We start from the raw sequence: 17,631 nt of genomic DNA on the forward strand, positions 1-17,631 counted from the left end.
TCACGCCCCGTCGCCGGGGGCCGTTAGATCGATCCCTGCTCGATGAGCGCGAGGCCGCGCTCGGTGAGCTGATTCACCGCGCTGCCGAAATTGCGGAACCGCTCGTCGTGCGTCTGTCCGCGCACGTAGCGGATATAGATCTGCTGCAGGATCACCGCGTAGCGGAAGACGCTGAACACGACATACCAATGCAGGTCGTCGATTTCCGCACCGCTCGCGCGCGCATAGCGGTCGGCAGCTTCGCGCCGCGTCGGAAACCCGTCGAGCCAGGTCGGCATGCGGCCGTGAATCCAGCCGGGCGGATCGGTGTTCTCCGCCCACAGCGCGAGCAGATAGCCCAGATCCATCAGCGGTTCACCGCGCGTGCACATATCCCAATCGAGCACCGCGACCGTGCGCGCGGGATTCGCCGCGTCGCGCAGCGTGTTGTCGAGCTTGTAGTCGTTGTGCAGCAGCGCGACGCGGCGCTGACGCGGCATCGTCTGACGCAGCCAGCCGGTGAACGGTTCGGCCGGACCGACGTCGGCGGTGAGCGCCTTGTACCAGCGGTCGATCCAGCCGTTGAGCTGGCGCTCGACGAAGCCTTCGGGTTTGCCGAGCTCGCCCAGGCCGACGCTCGCGGGATCGACGGCGTGCAGCGCGGCAAGGTCGTCGACGAGCGACTCGCCGATGCCCCGCAGCACGTCCGGGCGATGCGCCCAGGGTTCGGGGATCGTTTCGCGCAGGCCGATGCCGTGACGGCGCTCCATCACGAAAAAGTCCGCGCCGATGATCGCGTGATCGGTGCACAGCAGAAAGCTGCGCGGCGCGAGCGGGTAGCCGCGCCAGAGCGTCGAGAGCACGCGATGTTCACGCCGCATGTCGTGCGCGCCGGCCGGCACCGGTCCCAGCGGCGGCCGCCGCAGGACGAACTCGCGCTCGCCGAAGCGCATCAGATACGTCAGGTTGGCGTGGCCGCCGCCGAACTGGCGCACCGCGAGCGGCCCCTCGGCGCCCTCGAGATGCGCGCGCAGGTACGGTTCGAGCCGCGTCGTGTCGAGCTGCTCTTCGCTGCGGATCTCGATCGTTTCGGGATCGGCGGGGAGGCCCGCGCTCATCGGCGGCCCCGCGACGCCACCGCGGTGAGATGACCGGTTTCGTTCGCGCTCATCAAGAGACGGCGGCCGCCGCCGATGCGCACGACGGAGACCGATGCGTTCGCAAGCGGGAAGACGAAGTCGTGCGCCGTCTCGGCGATCGCGCCGAGCGCGGCGTTGATCGCGCCCGCGTGCGAGACGACGGCGACGCGCTCGCCTGGATGACGCGCCGCGATTGCATCGAGCGCGCGCAGCATCCGGCCGCGCACTTCGTGCGAGGGTTCTGTGCCGGGGATCCCCGTCCACGAACCGTCGCGCATCGCGACGGTCGCGAGCCATTCGAGCCGCGCGCGCAGCGACATCGCGGTGCCGTTGTCGACCTCGCCGATCGCGATCTCGCGCACCTCGGGCTCCTCGTGCACGGGGACGCCGGTGACCGCGGCGATCGCGTCGGCGGTCTGGCGCGCGCGCCGGATCGGGCTCGCGTACACGGCGCGCACGTCGAGATCGCCGAAACGCTCGGCGACCGCGGCCGCCTGCGCGCGCCCGCGTTCGCTCAACGGGTGCGCTTCGTAGTCGTCGTAGATCGCGAACGTCTCTTCGGATTCCGGAACCGCATCGGCGTGGCGGACGACGTGCAGTTCCGCGGCGCCGCGCTTCAGGCTCAAGCCGAGCGCGTCGAGCGGATCGCTGCGGCTCACCGCGTTCCTTTCTTCAGTTCGCCCTTGGCGATCGACGCGCGATGGACTTCGTCGGGCCCGTCGGCGAGCCGAAGCGTGCGGATCAGCGCGTACGCTTCCGCAAGGAACGTGTCGGCGCTGACGCCCGCCCCGCCGAACGCCTGAATCGCGCGGTCGATCACGCGCTGCGCGACGTTCGGCGCCACGACTTTCGCCATCGCGAGCTCGTGGCGCGCCGCTTTGTTGCCGTCGCGGTCGAGCCGCTCCGCCGCATCGTAGGTCAGCAGACGCGCCTGATTGATCTCGATGCGCGAGTCGGCGATCCACTCCATGATCACGCCCTGTTCGGCGAGCGGCTTGCCGAACGCGACGCGTTCCTTCACGCGTGCGACCATCATCTCGAGCGCGCGCTCGGCCATCCCGATCGATCGCAGGCAATGATGCAGCCGCCCCGGGCCCAGACGCCCCTGGCCGATCTCGAACCCGCGCCCCTCGCCGAGCAGCAGGTTCTCCGCCGGGACGCGCGCGTTCTCGAACGCGATCTCGCAGTGTCCGTGCGGCGCTTCGTCGTAGCCGAATACCGAGAGGTTGCGCACGATGCGCACGCCCGGCGTGTCCATCGGGATGACGAGCATCGAGTGCTGCTGATGGCGCGGCGCATCGGGGTCGGAGCGGCCCAGGAAGATGAGGACCTTGCAGCGCGGATGCGCGGCCCCGGTCGTCCACCACTTGCGGCCGTTGACGACGTACGCGTCACCGTCGCGGCGGATCTCGGCGCTGATATTCGTTGCGTCCGACGAGGCGACGTCGGGCTCGGTCATCGCAAAACCCGAACGAATCTCGGCGTTGAGGAGCGGTCGCAGCCAGCGGTCCTGCAGTTCGCGCGACGCGTAGCGCGCGAAGACCTCCATGTTGCCCGTGTCGGGCGCGCTGCAGTTGAAGACCTCCGGCGCGATGAACGAGCGGCCCATCACCTCGCACAGCGGCGCGTAGTCGCGATTCGACAATCCGGCGCCGTACTCGGCTTCCGGCAGGAACAGATTCCACAAGCCCTGCGCGCGCGCTTTTGTCTGCAGTTCGTCCATGATCGGCGGCTGCGCGAAGGGCGTCGCGCCGCTGCGCACTTGCGAATGGTAGACGTCCTCGTTCGGATAGACCTCGGCGGCCATGAAGGCTTCGAGGCGCTCGAGCAGCGACGCGGCGGCGGTGGTCGTCATGGTTCGTTCTTTCGCTCGACGTCGCCGAATACCGCGCGTTCGACCAGCTCGACGGCGGCCCGGATCCAAGCGTCGTCGAGCACCGCGCCTTCGAGCACCGCCTCGCGGTAGAGGCCGTCGATCATCGCCAGAATCGTGCTCGCCGTCGCGTCGGCGTCGCGTACGGGCGAAGCCGAGCCGGGTGTCGCGCTCCAGCGCGGCGGCGAGGACGCGGACGAGATCGGCGCGCCGCTCGCGGCGCTGCGTCGCGAACGCCTCGTCGCGCAAGCCGAGCAGGTCGAACGCGCGCATCAGTGCGGGATGCTCGGAGGGCGACCGCAAGACGGCCTCGACGAGCCCGCGCAACCGCGCCCGCGCCTCGGCCCGGTTTGCCGGCACGGCCACGAACGCCGCCTTCGGCGGTTCTCGCGGACGCGCGCCAGGGCGGCATCGAGCGCAGCACGCTTGTCGCGGAAGGGGCGGTAAAACATTCCGTGCGCGCGCCCCGCTTCGGCAGCGATCGCGTCGGCCGTGACGGACGCGAAATCGCGATCCGCCAGCAAGCGCTCGAGCGCGGCGAGCAGGTGGCCTCGGGCATCGCCGGACCGGCGCGGGGCGGTGGACGCCGCCTTCGCGCGCTCGGAGGCGACCCGGCCGAGGTAGGTCCAGCGGCTGCGGCGTTTCCCGGTCTCCGGGTCGACAACGCGTTCGACCCGGTCTCGTCGCGCTGCGCCGCGCGCTCGACTGCCTCGTCGCGATGCCGCGCGTCGATCCGGCGCGCATCGCGTACGTCGGACATGATTTCGTCGCGATGGACGGCGCGCGGCTGCTCGCGGCCGACGACCGGGTGAAATACGCGGTGCTGATGACGCCGGCGCTCTCGTTCTGAGAGCGGTATCTGCTCGGCGAACGGCCGGCCGACCGCGCCGCGTACGTCGCGCAGATGAGCGCATTCGATCTGCCGGGCTGGCTCGCACGAGGCACGCAGCAGGCCACGCTGCCGCAGTTCGCGCGTCGCGATACGTGCGTCGCGACGGCGACGGCGAGCGCGCTGCGCAACGCCGTGCGGATCGCGACCGCACCCTGAAGTTCCACGACGCCGGACACGACCTCGACGTCGCCGCCGCCCACAACGACCGCCGCGCCTGGATCCTCGCGCATCTCGGGCCGGCGTCACGCTAGCCGCCGCTGCGAGGCGCGTGATAGACTGGCGTGAGCCTTCACGATGATCGTTCCCGCGCATCCGCTCGACAACGACGACCTCGCCGCGCTGAGCGCCGCGAACCCCGGCTGGCGCGTCGAACGCGAAGCGGACGGGTCGCTTGCGGTGAGTCCTACGTCTTATCGCAACGCGATTCGCGCGTTCGAAGCCGCCCGCCAGTTGAACGCGTGGGGTGAAGGGCGCGGCTTCGCCGCCGCGTCCGACGGCGGCATCACCCTTCCCGACACCGCGGTTCGCGCACCGGACGCGTCATGGGTTTCGTTCGACCGATGGTACGCGCTCGGCGACGCGCAGGACGACACCTTTCCGGGCGTCGTCCCCGACGTCGTGGTCGAGATCGTCTCGCGTTACGACGCCTATGCGCGTCAGCGTCAGAAAATCGCGCGCTACGTGGAGCTCGGCGCGCGGTATGCGGTGCTGATCGATCCGGAGAGGCGACGCGTCGAGGAGTTCGGATCGCCGCCGGAGGATCTGCGCCTCGACATCACCCGCATCATCGATGCGGGTGCGCCTTCGACGGATGCCGACGACGCGGCCGACACGAACGACGCCTAGCGTTAGCCGGGAGCCGTCGCGACTGCGACGCCGATGAGCGCGTCGCGCGAGACCAGCGCTGCCAACGCGTCTTCGTCGAGGCCCTCGGTGCCGGCCGGCCGCTGCGGCACGACCAGATAGCGGAGCTCGGCGGTGCTGTCCCACACCCGCACTTCGACGTGCGGTTCGAGCCGCAGGCCGAACTCCGCGAGCACGGCACGCGGCTCCCGCACGACGCGCGACCGGTAAGCTTCGCTCTTGTACCAGTACGGCGACGGGCCGAGGAGCGCCAGCGGATAGCACGAGCAGAGCGTGCACACGATGACGTTGTGGACGTCGGCGGTGTTTTCGACGGCGACGAGCTTGACCGAAACCCAATGTCCCGTCTCGAGCCCGACCGCGTCGATCGCCGCGTTCGCATCGTCGAGCAGCAGCGCTTTGAACGCCGGATCGCGCCACGCCCGCGCCACCAGACGCGCGCCGTTCTGCGGCCCCGCGCCCGCCAGGAAGCGCTCGACGATCGCCGTCAGCTCGGCATCGGAGGTGATGCCGCGGTCTTCGAGCTGCGCGACGAGCGCGTCGACGCGGCGCGCCGTCGGCGCATCATCGTGCGACAAGATACGACTCCCAAAGATCGGCCTGCACCGTCGCGTTCGGCTCGGCGTCGCGGCCCCAGAGCTCGCGCGCGTCGAAGCGCACGGTATAGAGCATCTCCGGCGACGGTTGTTCGCCGCGAGCGCGCAGGTCGGCCAGCGGAAACGCGCCGCGCCGCGCGATCACGACGCCCGGCTTCCCGCGCAGATAGCGGGGCAGCCGGTTGTGGCCGCTCGGATTCGCCGTGCTGGTGACGATCGCGTCGCCGGGAGCGAAGCTCACCGGATCACGCCCTTCTCGTGCAGCAGCATCTCGATCCCCGCGAACCAGCGCTCGTAGTACGAGAGGCCGTAGTAGACCGCCGGATCGATCCGTTCGACGGCATCGCGAAACTCGTCGAGGTTGTAGAGCCCGCGCTGCATCAGCGCGCGGTTGAGCGCGAAGACGCGCGCCTCCCATTCGTGATGAAATCCCGGCTCGTCGCCGTCGCGCACGATCTCGCCAAACGCGTGCATCCCGCCGACGTCGTTGAGCCGGCTCATCGCGTTACGCCGCCGACTTCTTTCGCTTCGCCTTCGGCTTGGCGGCGTTCGCCGATTTCTTGCGCGCGGTCGCGGTCTTCTTCGCAGGCCGCTCTTCCTCGGCATCGTCCTCCGCGGCGGCGCTGCCGCCGCTCGCCCGTCGTGCTTTGGATTGTTCGAGCGAACGCTGCAGCACGTCCATCAGGTTGACGACGTTGGTCGCCGCCGGCTTGTGGATCTCCGGCGCTTCGACCGACTCGCCGGCGGCTCGCGCTTCGATCATCGCCAGCACGTCTTCGCGGTACTTGTCGTGGAACTGCTCGGGATCGAACGCCTCGATGCTCATCGTGTCGATGAGCATCTTGGCGACCTTCTTCTCGGCCTCGGCGACGTGTTCGCTCAGGGCGGGGAAATCGAAGCTGCCCTGCGAGACCATCTCGTCGGCGAAGTGCATCAGTTCGAGGACGAGCGCTTCGCCGTTGGGCTTCACCGCGGCGAGGTGCTCGCGCGAGCGGATCACGACCGAGGCGATCGCGACTTTGCCGGCGTCCTTGAGCGCGTCGCGCAGGAGCGCGTAGGCGTGACGGCCCTTCTTCTCCGGCTCGAGATAGTAGGGCGTGTCGAAGTACATCGGGTTGATCTGATCGAGCTCGACGAACTGCACGATCTGCACCGACTGCGTCGCCTCGGGGCGGACGGCTTTGAGGTCGTCGTCGGTGATCGTGACGTAGCGGCCTTTCTCGTATTCGTAGCCGCGCACGAGATCCGCGTACTCGACCTTCTCACCGCACACGGTGCAGTGGCGCTCGTTGAAGATGCGCCCGTCGTCTTTCTTGTGCAGAAAGTTGAAGCGCAGATCGTTGGTGCGCACGGCCGTATAGAGCTTGACCGGGATCGTGACGAGTCCGAAGTTGATCGCGCCGGACCAGATCGCGTGAGCCAAAACCGGATACCCCCTAGAGCAGGCGAGCCCGCCGGACGCGCTTCGAGCGCCCGGCGCCCCCATCCCTGGTGCTACCCGGCTCTCAGTGTTCCCAGACCGCGCGGGCGCGTTTAAGCGGGCTCTCCAGCGTCTGCCGCTTCCATCCCTCGGCGAGCCACGGATCCCCGTGCTCGGCGACGAGACCCGGGACATTGCGGATCGTCCAGCGCTTCATCTCAGCGGTGGTCTCCTTCGAGCGCTTGCGCCGCATCGCGTCCACGGCATCCCATCCAAGCGGCATCGAGACCGGTGCGCCGTCGCGGGCGCGGACGCTGAACGGCGCGACGTACGTCTTCCCCTTGCCCACCTGGACCCAGTCGAGGTAGACGCGGTCGTCGGGGCGGCGGGCGATCGCCCGTTCGAGCGTCGTGTCGTCCGGCAGCACGCGGCTCAAGCGATGCGCGACCAGTTCGGCGACGCCTTTGGCGACGTCGTAGTCGTACTTCGGCGCGAGCGGGACGACGACGTGCATCCCCATCCCGCCCGTCGTCTTCACGTAGGCGCGCAGGCCGATCTCCGCGAGCTCGTCGCGAAACGCGAGCGCGACCCGCGCGAGCCGCGCGAGCGGACAGCGCTCGCCGGGATCGAGATCGAACAGGATCACGTCGGGGACGTCGAGGGTCGGGACGTGCGAGTACCAGATGTGCAGGGTGATCGCGGCGAGGTTCGCGACCCAGGTCAGCGCGGCTTCGTCGTCGACGATCAGATACGTGACGTCGCGCGGCTGGCCGGTCGACGGCGGGATCGTCACGCGACGAATCCAGTCCGGCGTGTAGCGAGGACGCTGCTTCTCCCAGATGCCGCGCGCGACGGCGATTCCGTCGGGGAAACGTTCCATCGTGAGCGGATTGTCCTGCAGATACGGGATGAGGACCGGCGCGCCGCGCGATAGTACGCGACCAGATCGCCTTCCGTGTAGCCGTCGCTCGGGAAGAGCACTTTGCTCTGATTCGTCAGCGCGACGGTGCGGCCGTCGACGACCACCGAGGTCGGCGCTTCCTTCGTGCGCGCCCGCGCGGCGCTCATCGCGCGCGCCGCGTTGCAGGCGTGATGTGCTGTTCGACCTCGCGCACAACGCTCTTCGCATCTTTATCGATGCGCAGCCCGAGATAGACCGGCTGCCGGAGGATCCCTTCGCGCGTCCACTCCGCGAACGTCACCTCCGCGACGAGCTTCGGCGCGACCCAGTGCGCCGGCGTGTTCGTCTTCGGCGGCGTGTTGGAGAAGGGCGACGTCTTGCGTTCCAGCGGCTCGAGCTTCGCGGTGAGCGCCTTGAGCGAATCTTCATTGTATCCGGTCCCGACGTGACCGGCGTAGAGCAGGTCGTCGCCGTCGTAATACCCGACGAGCAGCGCGCCGAAGCCCTTGCGCGAACCGCGCGGTTCGGTGTAGCCGCCGATCACGAACTCCTGGCGCTTCTTGGCTTTGACCTTCACCCACTCGCGCGACCGGGTCGAGCGGTACGGCGAACTGCGCTGCTTCCCGACGATCCCTTCGAGTCCGCCGCGCTCGGCGAGCGCGAAAAGCTCCTTGCCGTGCCCGATCACGTGCTTCGAATACATCACGACGTGATCCGGAACGATCAGCTGCTCGAGCAGGCGTTTCCGCTCTTCGAGCGGCCGCGTGCGCAAGTCGCGGCCGTCGGCGTAGAGGCAATCGAAGACGACGAACGTCACGGGAGATGGCTTGTGACGCTTCATTCCCGGGACGGGCTTGTCGCGCGACTGCAGGGCTTGAAAATCCGGCTTCCCGTTCGCGTCGAGCACACACAGTTCGCCGTCGACGACGATCGGCACGGAACGAAACGCGTGCACCAGCTCGCGCATCTCGCCGAACTGGTGCAGCAGATCTTTCCCGGTGCGCGAACGCAGGGTCACGCCGTCGCGTTCGATCGTCGCGATCGCGCGGTAGCCGTCCCACTTGAGTTCGAAGAGCCAGTCGTCGTCGTCGAACGGCGCGTCGACCGGCGTCGCCAGCATCGGCGTCGCGTCGCGCGGGATCGGATCCGCGTGCGCGGACTTCGCGCGCGCGGCGCGCTTGACCGCGGTGCCGTCGGGCGCGGCGGCGCGGTTGCTGCGCCAGATCGGCGCGTCCTTGCGCGACGCCTGCAGTTCCGCCAGCGTCTTGCCGCTCTTCACGCTCTCGGCGTGCTCTTCGACCTTCCACGCCGGATCTTCGTACGCGTCGTGATCCTTGAAGAGCAGCCACGGTTCGCCGTGCTCGCCCTCGCGCGGCTTGATCTTCACCAGCGAGAAGAGCCCTTTGAGTTTCGTGCCGTTGAGCACGAACTTGAGCTTCCCTTTGGCGATCTCGGCGATCGGATCGTCGCCTTCGGCGAGCGCGTAGGTACCGTTGTCCCACACGATCACCTCGCCCGCGCCATAATTGCCCTCGGGGATCACGCCCTCGAACGTCTGATAGTCGAGCGGGTGATCCTCGGTCTTCATCGCGAGCCGTTTCTCGAGCGGCACCAGCGTGGGTCCCTTCGCGACGGCCCACGACGGCATCACGCCGCCGGCTTCGAGCCGGAAATCCCAGTGCAGGCGGGTCGCGCGATGCTCCTGCACGACGAAGCGGAGCTGCTTGGAAGCGCTCCGCTTGCGTCCTTTCGGTTCCGGGGTCGCCGCGAAGTCGCGCTTGCGCGCATACTCCGCGAGCGGCTCGGCCGCCTTAGCGGCCTTTTTCCTTCCCGGTGGCTTCGCGCCAGAGCTCTTTCGATTCACCGCCCACCTTTTTCGCGTCATCCGAGAAGAGGTGCCCGTCGGTCGGCGCCTTCGCCGTCCCGTCGTCGACATGCTTCTGATGGGCGTTCTTGTCGTGGTGGTGATCGTGGTCGTGGTCGTGATCGCGCGCGCGTTCCCGCTCGTCGACGACGTCGTCGCGGACGGTATCGATGCGCTCGTCACGGATGTCGCGGCGATCCATCGCTACACGTCATCCTCGTGACGGACGTCGCGCGAAGCGCGATCGGCGTCCGCCGCGATGTCGTGGCCGGCTTCCTTGACATGCGAGACGATGCGGTCGCCGAGCGGCATGCGATCGCCCTCGACGGCGCGTTTCATCTTCTCGCCGCCGGCGGCGACGCGGTGCTTCGCTTCATCGATCGCGTCGCGCATGTCGCCCTTGATCGTGTTGACGGCGTCGTCGCGATCCGTATCGTTACGATCCATTAGTGCGTACTCCCACCGCTGCTGCTGCCGCTGGTGCCCGAGCCCGACGACGTCGAGCCGCTGTTGCTCGCGCCGCTGGAGCCGCCCGGCTGCGTGATCGTCGTGTTGGTGCTGTTGGAGCGCGTCGTGCTCGACTGATTCCACGGCTGCCACACGAAGAGCGCGATCAGTGCGACCACGACGACGACGGCGACCAAACTAAAGGCAGCGAGCGAGCCCCCGTTATCGCGGTCGACCGTGACGTTGCGTTCTTCCATCAATTTCGAACCTCCGGGTATTTGTGCAGTGCGCTCCCATCTACCCAGGAAACGCGCGATACTACACCGACGGGATGCCGGTCACAGATTGCCGGGCCGCAGGAACGTATTCCAGTACCAGCAGCCCCACACGCCGGCCGCCGCGCTCCACGCGATGAGGACCCGCCAGCCGGCCGCGAGCCCGTCGCGCGCGGCGAGGCCCATCAGGGCGAGGAGAAACGGCTCGAAATCAAGCGCGTGCCGCATCCCGAATTGCGCCCCGCCGTTCGCATAGTAGAGCAGTGACGGCAACGCGACCAGGAGCGTCGCGCACCACAATGCGAGCACCAGCAGCCGCGGCGTGCGCGCGACGAGCGCGAGCAGCAGCGCCGGACTCGTGAACCACAGCGCCGTCCCCGACGTGAGCGGTTCGAGATACGGCGCCTGCGCGTGCCACAGCGGCCACGCGACGAAAAACGACCACAGTTCGACGGGCACGTTGCCGATGCCGAAGGGCGAGCCGGCCGGCGAGCCCATGAACGGGTCCTGATGATAGAAGATCGTGTGGCCGGCGTCCCACGGGACGTGCCAGCGCGCCTCGTTGTACGCGATCCACAGCATGAAGAACGGGACGAGCGTCAGCGCGAACGCATTCAGCGCGCGCGGCCGGCGTTCGCGTGCGAGAAATCCGTCCCATACCCACCAGGCGATCACCGGGAGCGCCATCACCAGCGTGAAACGCGAGCCGAGCGCGAGGGCGAAGAACACCGCGACGAGCAGTCCGCGCCGTGCACCGGCGAGTTCGCACAGCGCGAGCAGGGTGAACGCGACCGCCGACGTCTGCGCGACGAACCACACGTCGCCGAGCATCGAGCACCACAGCAGGTCCGTCCCGGCCAACAGGAAGACGATCAGCCAGATCGCGACGCGGCTCGTGACGCCCAGACGCTCCAGGAGCGCCCACGCGGCGCCCGTCGCGACGCCGCAGAGCAGGCACGCCAGCAGCGTTTCGTTGGCGCGCGTGCCGACCAGCGCGACGAGCGGCAAGATCAGCAGCGCAGGCACCGGATCGTTGACGATGTAGCGATGGCCGTCGGCGAGGACGGCGTCGATCTGCGGGCCCGGCCACTGCGGATCGATCCACAGCCGCCCGTGCAGCATCGCATCGGCGAGGAGCACGTAGTTGTCGTACGGCGTGAGGCGGCCGTGCGAGAAGAGCAGCGCCGCGATCGCGCCGAGCATCCCCGCGAGCGCGGCGTTGAACCGAGCTTCGGGGCGCGCCGCGTCAGCGAACACGCACGAGCTCGAAGACGAACGGGTCGCCGTCGTGGAGCAGCCGCGTGCGGAATCCCGGGACGATCGGCAGCGACTTTCCGACGACGGCGATCTGATGCGCGCCGCTCCAGCGCGCGTAGTCGTCGCGGTAATCTTCGACGAAGCCGCACACGACGACGCGGTTCCCGAACGCGTGTTCCACGTAGGCGCGGTACGCGAGCGGGGTCGCGTAATCCCACGGCACGACGACGATCGCGCCGTCGGCGGTGCTGCGCACGACGTCGGCGCCGAACTGCGCGGCGGAGCGGTCGTCGCGATACCAGCGCAGATCGTCTGCGCGCAGCATCTCGCGGCCGATCGCAACCACCAGAACGCCGGCGGCGACGGCGCGCGCCGCGATCGCAAAGTCCGCGCGCACCGCCCTCACCATGCGCGACACGAACACCGCGATGCCGAGCGCCGCGACCGCGTAAAGCGTGAACGCATAGCGCTGGGGATCCGCTTCGGGCGGGTACGACGCGCCGAAGAGCGCCGGCACGATCGCCGCAAGGACGAGCCCGAGTACGATCACCGGCTCGGCCGCGGCCGCGAACGTCAGGCCCAGCAGGGCGATCGCCGCCAGACCCGGATGGAGATCGTCGCGCAGCTCCGGCAGAAAGCGGCGCGCGGCCTTGACCGCCGCCGCCGGCGAGACGAGGCGTCCGGCGGCCGATTCCGCGCCCCAATCCGTCCCGGCGACCAGCGCGAGAAAGCCGGCGCGCGTCGCGGGATGATGATCGTCCCAGAACGGGCGGCCGGGCGCGACGCCCAGCGCGAGCGTCGGATCCAGGCGCGCCGCGGTGACCTGCGCGCTGCGCAGCGGCAGGTACGCGTACGAGGCGGCGACGATCCCGCACGCGACGGCGAGCGCAAGCGCGGTCGCGCGCAGCGGCGGCCGGCGGCCGGCGGCGACGACGAGCGCGCCGGGGATCAGCAGGACGGTCGTGTTGTCGAGCCCGAGCGCGACGCCGCCGGTGAGGATCGCCGCCGCGAGCGCGCGCGCGTCGCCGCGCCGCGCCCACCGGACCGCCAGGACGATCGCGGCGAACGCGACGGCGAACCCGACCGGGTGCGCATCGGCATAGGTCGCGCGATACCACACCGTGTGCGCGAAGGCGAACAGGAAGCCGCCGAGCAGCGCGAAGTCCGCCGCGACGTCGAGGAGCAGTGCGGCGGCGCACACGGCTGCGCTGCCCGCCGCGATCGCGATCGCCGAGAGCGCGTTGACGCGCATCGCGACCGACGCAAGTGGTAGCGCGTGCGTCCACGTCCAGGCCAGGATAACGTACAGCGGATATCCCGTCGGGTACGGAATGCCGGCGATCCAGGCAACGGTCTGCAGATCGCCCGTGTCCCAATAGCCGACCGACGTCCGCACCGTTGCGAGCAGCACGACGAGCGGGAGTGCGAATGCGCACGCGACGGCGAGCATTCCACCCGGGCGCGGCGCCCGAACCAGGCGAAGGACCAAGCGCGTGCAATTACGCCCGATGACTCAGAGCGGCCTCTCTCGGCCCCGCGTCGTCGTGGCCGAACCGTTCGCCGAGCACGGTCTCGCCGTACTGCGCGACGCCGGGATCGACGTCGATTCGCAAGTCGGGCGCTCGCGCGCCGAGCTCACCGCGGCGCTCGCGGACGCCGACGGCCTCATCGTCCGCTCCGAGACGCGCGTCGACCGCGAACTCCTCGCCGCCGGGCCGAAGCTGACCGTCGTGGCGCGGGCGGGCGTCGGCGTCGACGCGATCGACGTCGATGCCGCCACCGACGCCGGGATCATCGTTCTCAACACCCCCGGCGCCAACACGATCGCGGCGACCGAGCAGACCTTCGCGCTGATGCTCGCGCTCGCACGCCGCACGCCGGAGGCGGTGCAGCTGCTGCGGCAAGGCGTGTGGGACCGCAAGAAGCTCATCGGCACCGAACTGTTCGGCAAAACGCTCGGGATCGTCGGACTCGGCCGCATCGGCGGGAACGTCGCGCAGCGGGCCCGCGCGTTCGGGATGACCGTCATCGCGCACGATCCGTACATCACCGCCGCGCGCGCCGACGCGTTCGACGTGACGCTGGTCGATCTCGACACGCTGCTGCGCCGCAGCGACATCGTCACGCTGCACGTCCCGCTCACGCCGCAGACGACGGGGATGATCGGCGCCGCGCAGCTCGCGCTGCTGCAGCCGCACGCCTATCTGATCAACTGCGCGCGCGGCGGCGTGATCGTGGAGCGCGATCTGCTCGAGGCGCTCGATGCGAACGTGCTCGCCGGCGCGGGGATCGACGTCGTCGCGATCGAGCCGCCGCCGCCCGAGGGCACCGGCGCGGCGCTGCACAGCCACCCGAAGGTCTTCTCGACGCCGCACCTCGGCGGATCGACGCACGAAGCGCTGGCGCGGATCGCGACGGAACTGGCGCAGGACGTCGCGCGCGTCCTGCTCGGCGCGCCGGCGAACGCTGCGGTGAACGCGCCGGTCCCCGACGGACCGGAAGCGGAGCGCGTCTTTCCGTTCCTCGACGTGGCGTACCGGCTGGGGCGGTTCTATCCGCAGTACGCGCGCAGCGAACGGCTCCCGCAGTTCACGCTCGTCCTCGGCGGCGCGCTCGCCGACGTCCCGAGCGAAGCGCTCGTTCGCGCGTTTCTGAGCGGCCTGCTGCAGGCGACCACCGACCGCCGCGTTTCCGTGGTGAACGCCGAAGCGATCGCGCGGGAACTCGGGATCACCGTCGACGCGCGCGGCGACGCGCGCGAGTCATCGTACGCGGCGTCGCTCAAACTGATCGGCGGCGACGTCGCGATCGCCGGCACGTCGGTCGGCGGCTCGCCCCGCATCGTCGAACTCGACGGCTACGAGATCGACGCGACGCCGGTCGGCGCGATGCTCATCACGCGCCACCAAGACGTCCCCGGGATGATCGGCCGCGTCGGCACGATCCTCGGCGACGCCGGCGTGAACATCTCGACGATGCAGGTCTCACGCAACACCGTCAGCGGCGACGCGATCATGGTGCTTTCCACCGACCGGCCCGCGGCCGAGGCCGAAGTGGCGGCGCTGCGCGCGATTGCCGGGATCACGTCGGTGCGGGTGCTGGATGTGTAGGCCGGGGCTGCGCTTCGACGAGCTCAGCGTGACTTAGGTGGCTTTCTTTTTGCGTTCCAGCAGCTGCCAGATGAGCGGGGTGAAGATGAGCTGCATGGCGAGATCCATTTTGCCGCCGGGACAGACGATCGTGTTGGCGCGCGACATGAACGAGTCGTGGAGCATCGAGAGCAGGTAGGGGAAATCGATGCCGTGCGCGTCGCGGAAGCGGATCACCAGCATGCTTTCGTCGAGCGTCGGGATCGTGCGGCTGATGAACGGGTTGGACGTGTCGACGATCGGGACGCGCTGAAAGTTGATGTGCGTGCGCGAGAACTGCGGGACGATGTAGTTCACGTAGTCGGGCATGCGGCGCAGGATCGTATCGACGATCGCCTCGTGGGAGTGGCCGCGCGCGGTCTTGTCGCGGTGAAGCTTTTGAATCCACTCGAGGTTGATCGTCGGGACGACGCCGACCAGCAAATCGGCGTGCTGCGCGACATCGACGCGATCGGTCGCGATCCCGCCGTGCAGTCCCTCGTAGAACAGCACGTCGTTGCCGGCCGGGAGCTCTTCCCATCCCGTGAATGTCCCCGGCGGCTGGCCGTACGGCGCCGCTTCCGCGTCGTCATGCAGGTACTTGCGGTACCGCCCCGTGCCCGTCTCACCGTAGCTGCGGAAGAGCTGTTCGAGCTCCTCGAAGAGGTTGCCGTCGGGGCCGAAGTGGCTGAGCGAGCGGCCCTCGCGTTGCGCGGCCGCGAGCATCTCGCGCATCTCGCTGCGGTCGAAGCGATGAAACGCATCGCCCTCCACCACCGCAGCGGTGACGTGTTCGCGCCGGAAGATCTGCTCGAACGTCCCTTTCACCGTCGTCGTCCCCGCCCCCGACGACCCCGTGATCGAGATGATCGGGTGCTTCGCCGACATCAGGCGGGTTCGGGTTCGGGTTCGCGCCGCGCGCGCAGCATCGTGCGCGCGCTGAAGAGCGGCGAGATCTGCGGCCGCGTCCCTGCGGCGCGCTGCGATCCGAGCAGCCGCTGCGCGACCTCGACGATGCGTTCGGGCGTGAAGCCGAAGTGCGCCGCAAGATCGCTCCCGGGCGCCGATGCGCCGAAGCCGTCGATCCCGATCGCGATCCCGCCGTCGCCGAGATAGCGCTGCCAGCCGATCGTCGCACCCGCCTCGATCGAGATCCGGGCGCGCACCCCGGCGGGGAGCACTGCACTGCGATACGTCGCGTCCTGCGCGTCGAAGAGTTCCCACGATGGCATCGAGACGACGCGCGCCTTGACGTCGCGCGCGTCGAGCAGCTTCGCAGCCGCGATCGCGAGCGCAACCTCCGTCCCGGTCGCGATCAGCACGAGATCCAGCGCACCGCGCGGTTCGTGGACGATGTACGCGCCACGCGCGACCTGCGCGCTGCGTTCGCCGAGGAACGGCGTCTTCTGACGCGAGAGCACGAGCGCCCACGGTCCGCTGCGCGGCTGGATCGCGAGCTTCCACGCTTCGAGCGTCTCCAGGGCATCGGCGGGGCGCACGACGGTGAGCCCCGGCATCGCACGGAGCATCGCGAGCTGTTCGATCGGCTGATGCGTCGGCCCGTCTTCGCCGACGAACACCGAATCGTGCGTGAAGACGAACACGCCGCGCAAGCGGTTGAGCGCGGCCAGCCGCAGCGCCGGCTTCAGGTAGTCCGAGAACGTGAAGAACGTCGCGCCGAACGGCAGGAGGCCGCCGTGGAGCGCGATTCCGTTCATCGCGGCCGCCATCGCATGCTCGCGGACGCCGAAGTGCACGTTGCGGCCGGCGTACGAACCGGGCGCGAACTCGCCCTGACCGTTCAGGTATGTTTTCGTCGAGGGATCGAGATCGGCCGACCCGCCGATCAGCTCGGGGAACGCCGGGGCGATCGCGTTCATCACCGCGCCGCCGGCTTCGCGCGTGGCGCCGTCCCCGTTCTCCGCGGTGAAGTTCGGCCACGGCAGCGCGTCGGGGAGCGTCCCCGCGCGCGCGCGCTCGAACTGCGCCGCGAGCGCCGGGTGCGACGCACGCCAGCGCGCGTATCGCTCGTTCCACGCGCGGCGCATGCCCGCGTTCGCGGTCGCCCTTTTTCGCCAAAATGCGTAGACGTCGTGGGGGACGGTGAACGGCGGATACTCCCACCCGAGCGCCGCGCGCGTCTGCGCGAGCTTCGCTTCACCGAGCGGCTCGCCGTGCGTCTTGAACGTCCCCGCCTCGGGCGAGCCGAAGCCGATCGTCGTGCGGATGGAGATGAGCGTCGGACGCCGCGTCTCCGCTTTCGCCGACGCGATCGCGCGGTCGAGCGTGTCGACGTCGTTCGCGTCGTCCGGCCCGACCGCAATCGTTTGCCAGCCGTACGCCGCGAAGCGCGCCGCGACATCTTCGGTGAACGCGACGCTGGTCGGGCCCGCCAGCGAAACGGCGTTGTCGTCGTAGAGTACGATCAATTTGCCGAGCGCGAGATGTCCCGCGAGCGACGCGGCTTCGGCGCTCACGCCTTCCATCAGATCGCCGTCGCCCGCGAGCACGTACGTGAAGTGATCGACGATCGCTTCTTCGCGATTGTACGTCGCCGCCAGATGCGCTTCGGCGATCGCCATCCCGACCGCGTTCGCGAAGCCCTGGCCGAGCGGACCCGTCGTCGCCTCGACGCCCGGCGTATGCCTCGCTTCCGGGTGGCCCGGCGTTCTGCTGCCGAGTTGCCGGAACCGGCGCAGATCGTCGAGCGTCAGGCCGCAGCCCGCGAGATGGAGCAGCGCATAAAGCAGCATCGATCCGTGTCCTGCGCTCAGCACGAAACGGTCGCGATCGCACCACTGCGGATCGGCTGCGTCGAATCGCAGGTGCCGCGACCAGAGCGCGTGCGCCGCGGCGGCGGCGCCGAGCGGAAGCCCCGGATGGCCGGAATTGGCTCGCTGCACCGCGTCGGCGGCGAGAAAGCGGATCGCATTGACGCAGCGCGCCTGCAGGTCGACCATCTGACGAACGCCTCTCGGGCAGCGAAGTACGGAGTC

General features: G+C 69.3%; 22 protein-coding genes and 1 pseudogene. 6 read left to right on the forward strand and 17 right to left on the reverse strand.

What is annotated here, in order from left to right; translation table 11 throughout:
* Window positions 1-23 precede the first annotated feature (23 nt).
* The 4 genes from WPS_RS16940 to WPS_RS16955 are packed head-to-tail and all read right to left on the reverse strand — an operon-like array spanning window position 24 to window position 3,098.
* Window positions 24-1,097 (reverse strand): phosphotransferase family protein, encoded by a 1,074-nt coding sequence (locus tag WPS_RS16940; RefSeq protein WP_317995634.1) that lies wholly within the window; start codon window positions 1,095-1,097, stop codon window positions 24-26.
* On the reverse strand, window positions 1,094-1,777 hold the full coding sequence (locus tag WPS_RS16945) for a histidine phosphatase family protein (RefSeq protein ID WP_317995635.1): 684 nt from the start codon (window positions 1,775-1,777) through the stop codon (window positions 1,094-1,096). Before WPS_RS16945 ends, WPS_RS16940 begins: the two co-directional genes overlap by 4 nt.
* The gene (locus WPS_RS16950; protein WP_317995636.1) at window positions 1,774-2,973 is read right to left on the reverse strand and encodes an acyl-CoA dehydrogenase family protein; all 1,200 of its coding nucleotides are present in this window, start codon (window positions 2,971-2,973) and stop codon (window positions 1,774-1,776) included. Before WPS_RS16950 ends, WPS_RS16945 begins: the two co-directional genes overlap by 4 nt.
* Window positions 2,970-3,098: a hypothetical protein gene (locus tag WPS_RS16955; RefSeq protein ID WP_317995637.1), complete on the reverse strand. Its 129-nt coding sequence runs from the start codon at window positions 3,096-3,098 to the stop codon at window positions 2,970-2,972. The genes WPS_RS16950 and WPS_RS16955 overlap by 4 nt, the downstream gene beginning before the upstream one ends.
* Before the next feature lie 10 nt (window positions 3,099-3,108).
* Here WPS_RS16955 and WPS_RS16960 point away from each other — a divergent pair, with 10 nt between their 5' ends.
* The gene (locus tag WPS_RS16960) at window positions 3,109-3,438 is read left to right on the forward strand and encodes a hypothetical protein (protein ID WP_317995638.1); all 330 of its coding nucleotides are present in this window, start codon (window positions 3,109-3,111) and stop codon (window positions 3,436-3,438) included.
* Between the two features lie 20 nt (window positions 3,439-3,458).
* On the opposite strand, the pseudogene WPS_RS18325 reads toward WPS_RS16960, so the two are convergent.
* A pseudogene (locus tag WPS_RS18325) lies at window positions 3,459-3,515 on the reverse strand (hypothetical protein); the annotation flags it as partial.
* 194 nt (window positions 3,516-3,709) lie between these two features.
* On the opposite strand from WPS_RS18325, the gene WPS_RS16965 reads away from it, so the two are divergent.
* The 3 genes from WPS_RS16965 to WPS_RS16975 all read left to right on the forward strand — a co-directional run bounded on the left by WPS_RS16965 (window position 3,710) and on the right by WPS_RS16975 (window position 4,729).
* Window positions 3,710-3,841 carry a hypothetical protein gene (locus tag WPS_RS16965; protein WP_317995639.1) on the forward strand — a complete coding sequence of 44 codons (132 nt, stop codon included), beginning with the start codon at window positions 3,710-3,712 and terminating at the stop codon, window positions 3,839-3,841.
* Window positions 3,842-3,895: 54 nt separating this feature from the next.
* Window positions 3,896-4,039, forward strand: coding sequence for a hypothetical protein (locus WPS_RS16970; protein WP_317995640.1), 144 nt, complete (start codon window positions 3,896-3,898; stop codon window positions 4,037-4,039).
* A 138-nt stretch (window positions 4,040-4,177) separates the two neighbouring features.
* Entirely contained in the window at window positions 4,178-4,729 is a 552-nt protein-coding gene (locus WPS_RS16975; RefSeq protein WP_317995641.1) for a Uma2 family endonuclease, read from the forward strand.
* A 2-nt stretch (window positions 4,730-4,731) separates the two neighbouring features.
* Here the strand turns inward: WPS_RS16975 and nthA are convergent, their stop codons facing one another.
* The 6 genes from nthA to ligD all read right to left on the reverse strand — a co-directional run bounded on the left by nthA (window position 4,732) and on the right by ligD (window position 9,600).
* Window positions 4,732-5,325, reverse strand: a complete 594-nt coding sequence (gene nthA / locus WPS_RS16980; RefSeq protein WP_317995642.1) for a nitrile hydratase subunit alpha — start codon at window positions 5,323-5,325, stop codon at window positions 4,732-4,734.
* A complete protein-coding gene (locus WPS_RS18330; RefSeq protein ID WP_405054908.1) occupies window positions 5,312-5,584 on the reverse strand; it encodes an SH3-like domain-containing protein in 273 nt (90 codons plus the stop codon). The genes nthA and WPS_RS18330 overlap by 14 nt, the downstream gene beginning before the upstream one ends.
* The gene (locus WPS_RS18335) at window positions 5,581-5,844 is read right to left on the reverse strand and encodes a hypothetical protein (RefSeq protein ID WP_405054909.1); all 264 of its coding nucleotides are present in this window, start codon (window positions 5,842-5,844) and stop codon (window positions 5,581-5,583) included. The genes WPS_RS18330 and WPS_RS18335 overlap by 4 nt, the downstream gene beginning before the upstream one ends.
* Window positions 5,845-5,848: 4 nt before the next feature.
* Entirely contained in the window at window positions 5,849-6,766 is a 918-nt protein-coding gene (gene ku / locus WPS_RS16990; protein WP_317995643.1) for a non-homologous end joining protein Ku, read from the reverse strand.
* A gap of 82 nt (window positions 6,767-6,848) precedes the next feature.
* The gene (locus tag WPS_RS16995; RefSeq protein ID WP_405054910.1) at window positions 6,849-7,892 is read right to left on the reverse strand and encodes a DNA polymerase domain-containing protein; all 1,044 of its coding nucleotides are present in this window, start codon (window positions 7,890-7,892) and stop codon (window positions 6,849-6,851) included.
* The gene (gene ligD / locus WPS_RS17000; protein ID WP_317995645.1) at window positions 7,828-9,600 is read right to left on the reverse strand and encodes a non-homologous end-joining DNA ligase; all 1,773 of its coding nucleotides are present in this window, start codon (window positions 9,598-9,600) and stop codon (window positions 7,828-7,830) included. The genes WPS_RS16995 and ligD overlap by 65 nt, the downstream gene beginning before the upstream one ends.
* Before the next feature lie 7 nt (window positions 9,601-9,607).
* Between ligD and WPS_RS17005 the strand changes: the two genes are divergently transcribed.
* A complete protein-coding gene (locus tag WPS_RS17005; RefSeq protein ID WP_317995646.1) occupies window positions 9,608-9,751 on the forward strand; it encodes a hypothetical protein in 144 nt (47 codons plus the stop codon).
* On the opposite strand, the gene WPS_RS17010 is transcribed toward WPS_RS17005, so the two are convergent.
* The 4 genes from WPS_RS17010 to WPS_RS17025 form a co-directional block, all read right to left on the reverse strand.
* Window positions 9,733-9,975, reverse strand: a complete 243-nt coding sequence (locus WPS_RS17010; RefSeq protein WP_317995647.1) for a hypothetical protein — start codon at window positions 9,973-9,975, stop codon at window positions 9,733-9,735. The genes WPS_RS17005 and WPS_RS17010 overlap by 19 nt on opposite strands.
* Window positions 9,975-10,232 carry a hypothetical protein gene (locus WPS_RS17015; protein ID WP_317995648.1) on the reverse strand — a complete coding sequence of 86 codons (258 nt, stop codon included), beginning with the start codon at window positions 10,230-10,232 and terminating at the stop codon, window positions 9,975-9,977. The genes WPS_RS17010 and WPS_RS17015 overlap by 1 nt, the downstream gene beginning before the upstream one ends.
* 81 nt (window positions 10,233-10,313) lie before the next feature.
* Window positions 10,314-11,507, reverse strand: a complete 1,194-nt coding sequence (locus tag WPS_RS17020; protein WP_317995649.1) for a hypothetical protein — start codon at window positions 11,505-11,507, stop codon at window positions 10,314-10,316.
* Complete coding sequence (locus WPS_RS17025) at window positions 11,497-12,957, reverse strand: protein O-mannosyl-transferase family (RefSeq protein ID WP_317995650.1); 1,461 nt, start codon at window positions 12,955-12,957, stop codon at window positions 11,497-11,499. Before WPS_RS17025 ends, WPS_RS17020 begins: the two co-directional genes overlap by 11 nt.
* A 94-nt stretch (window positions 12,958-13,051) precedes the next feature.
* On the opposite strand from WPS_RS17025, the gene serA reads away from it, so the two are divergent.
* A complete protein-coding gene (gene serA, locus WPS_RS17030; protein WP_317995651.1) occupies window positions 13,052-14,617 on the forward strand; it encodes a phosphoglycerate dehydrogenase in 1,566 nt (521 codons plus the stop codon).
* Between the two features lie 33 nt (window positions 14,618-14,650).
* Here serA and WPS_RS17035 read toward each other — a convergent pair whose 3' ends face one another.
* Window positions 14,651-15,523: a phosphoribulokinase gene (locus tag WPS_RS17035; RefSeq protein WP_317995652.1), complete on the reverse strand. Its 873-nt coding sequence runs from the start codon at window positions 15,521-15,523 to the stop codon at window positions 14,651-14,653.
* The gene (gene tkt / locus WPS_RS17040) at window positions 15,523-17,595 is read right to left on the reverse strand and encodes a transketolase (protein WP_317995653.1); all 2,073 of its coding nucleotides are present in this window, start codon (window positions 17,593-17,595) and stop codon (window positions 15,523-15,525) included. The genes WPS_RS17035 and tkt overlap by 1 nt, the downstream gene beginning before the upstream one ends.
* Between the last annotated feature and the right edge of the window lie 36 nt (window positions 17,596-17,631).

Source organism: Vulcanimicrobium alpinum (assembly GCF_027923555.1).
GTDB classification, from domain to species: Bacteria; Vulcanimicrobiota; Vulcanimicrobiia; order Vulcanimicrobiales; family Vulcanimicrobiaceae; genus Vulcanimicrobium; species Vulcanimicrobium alpinum.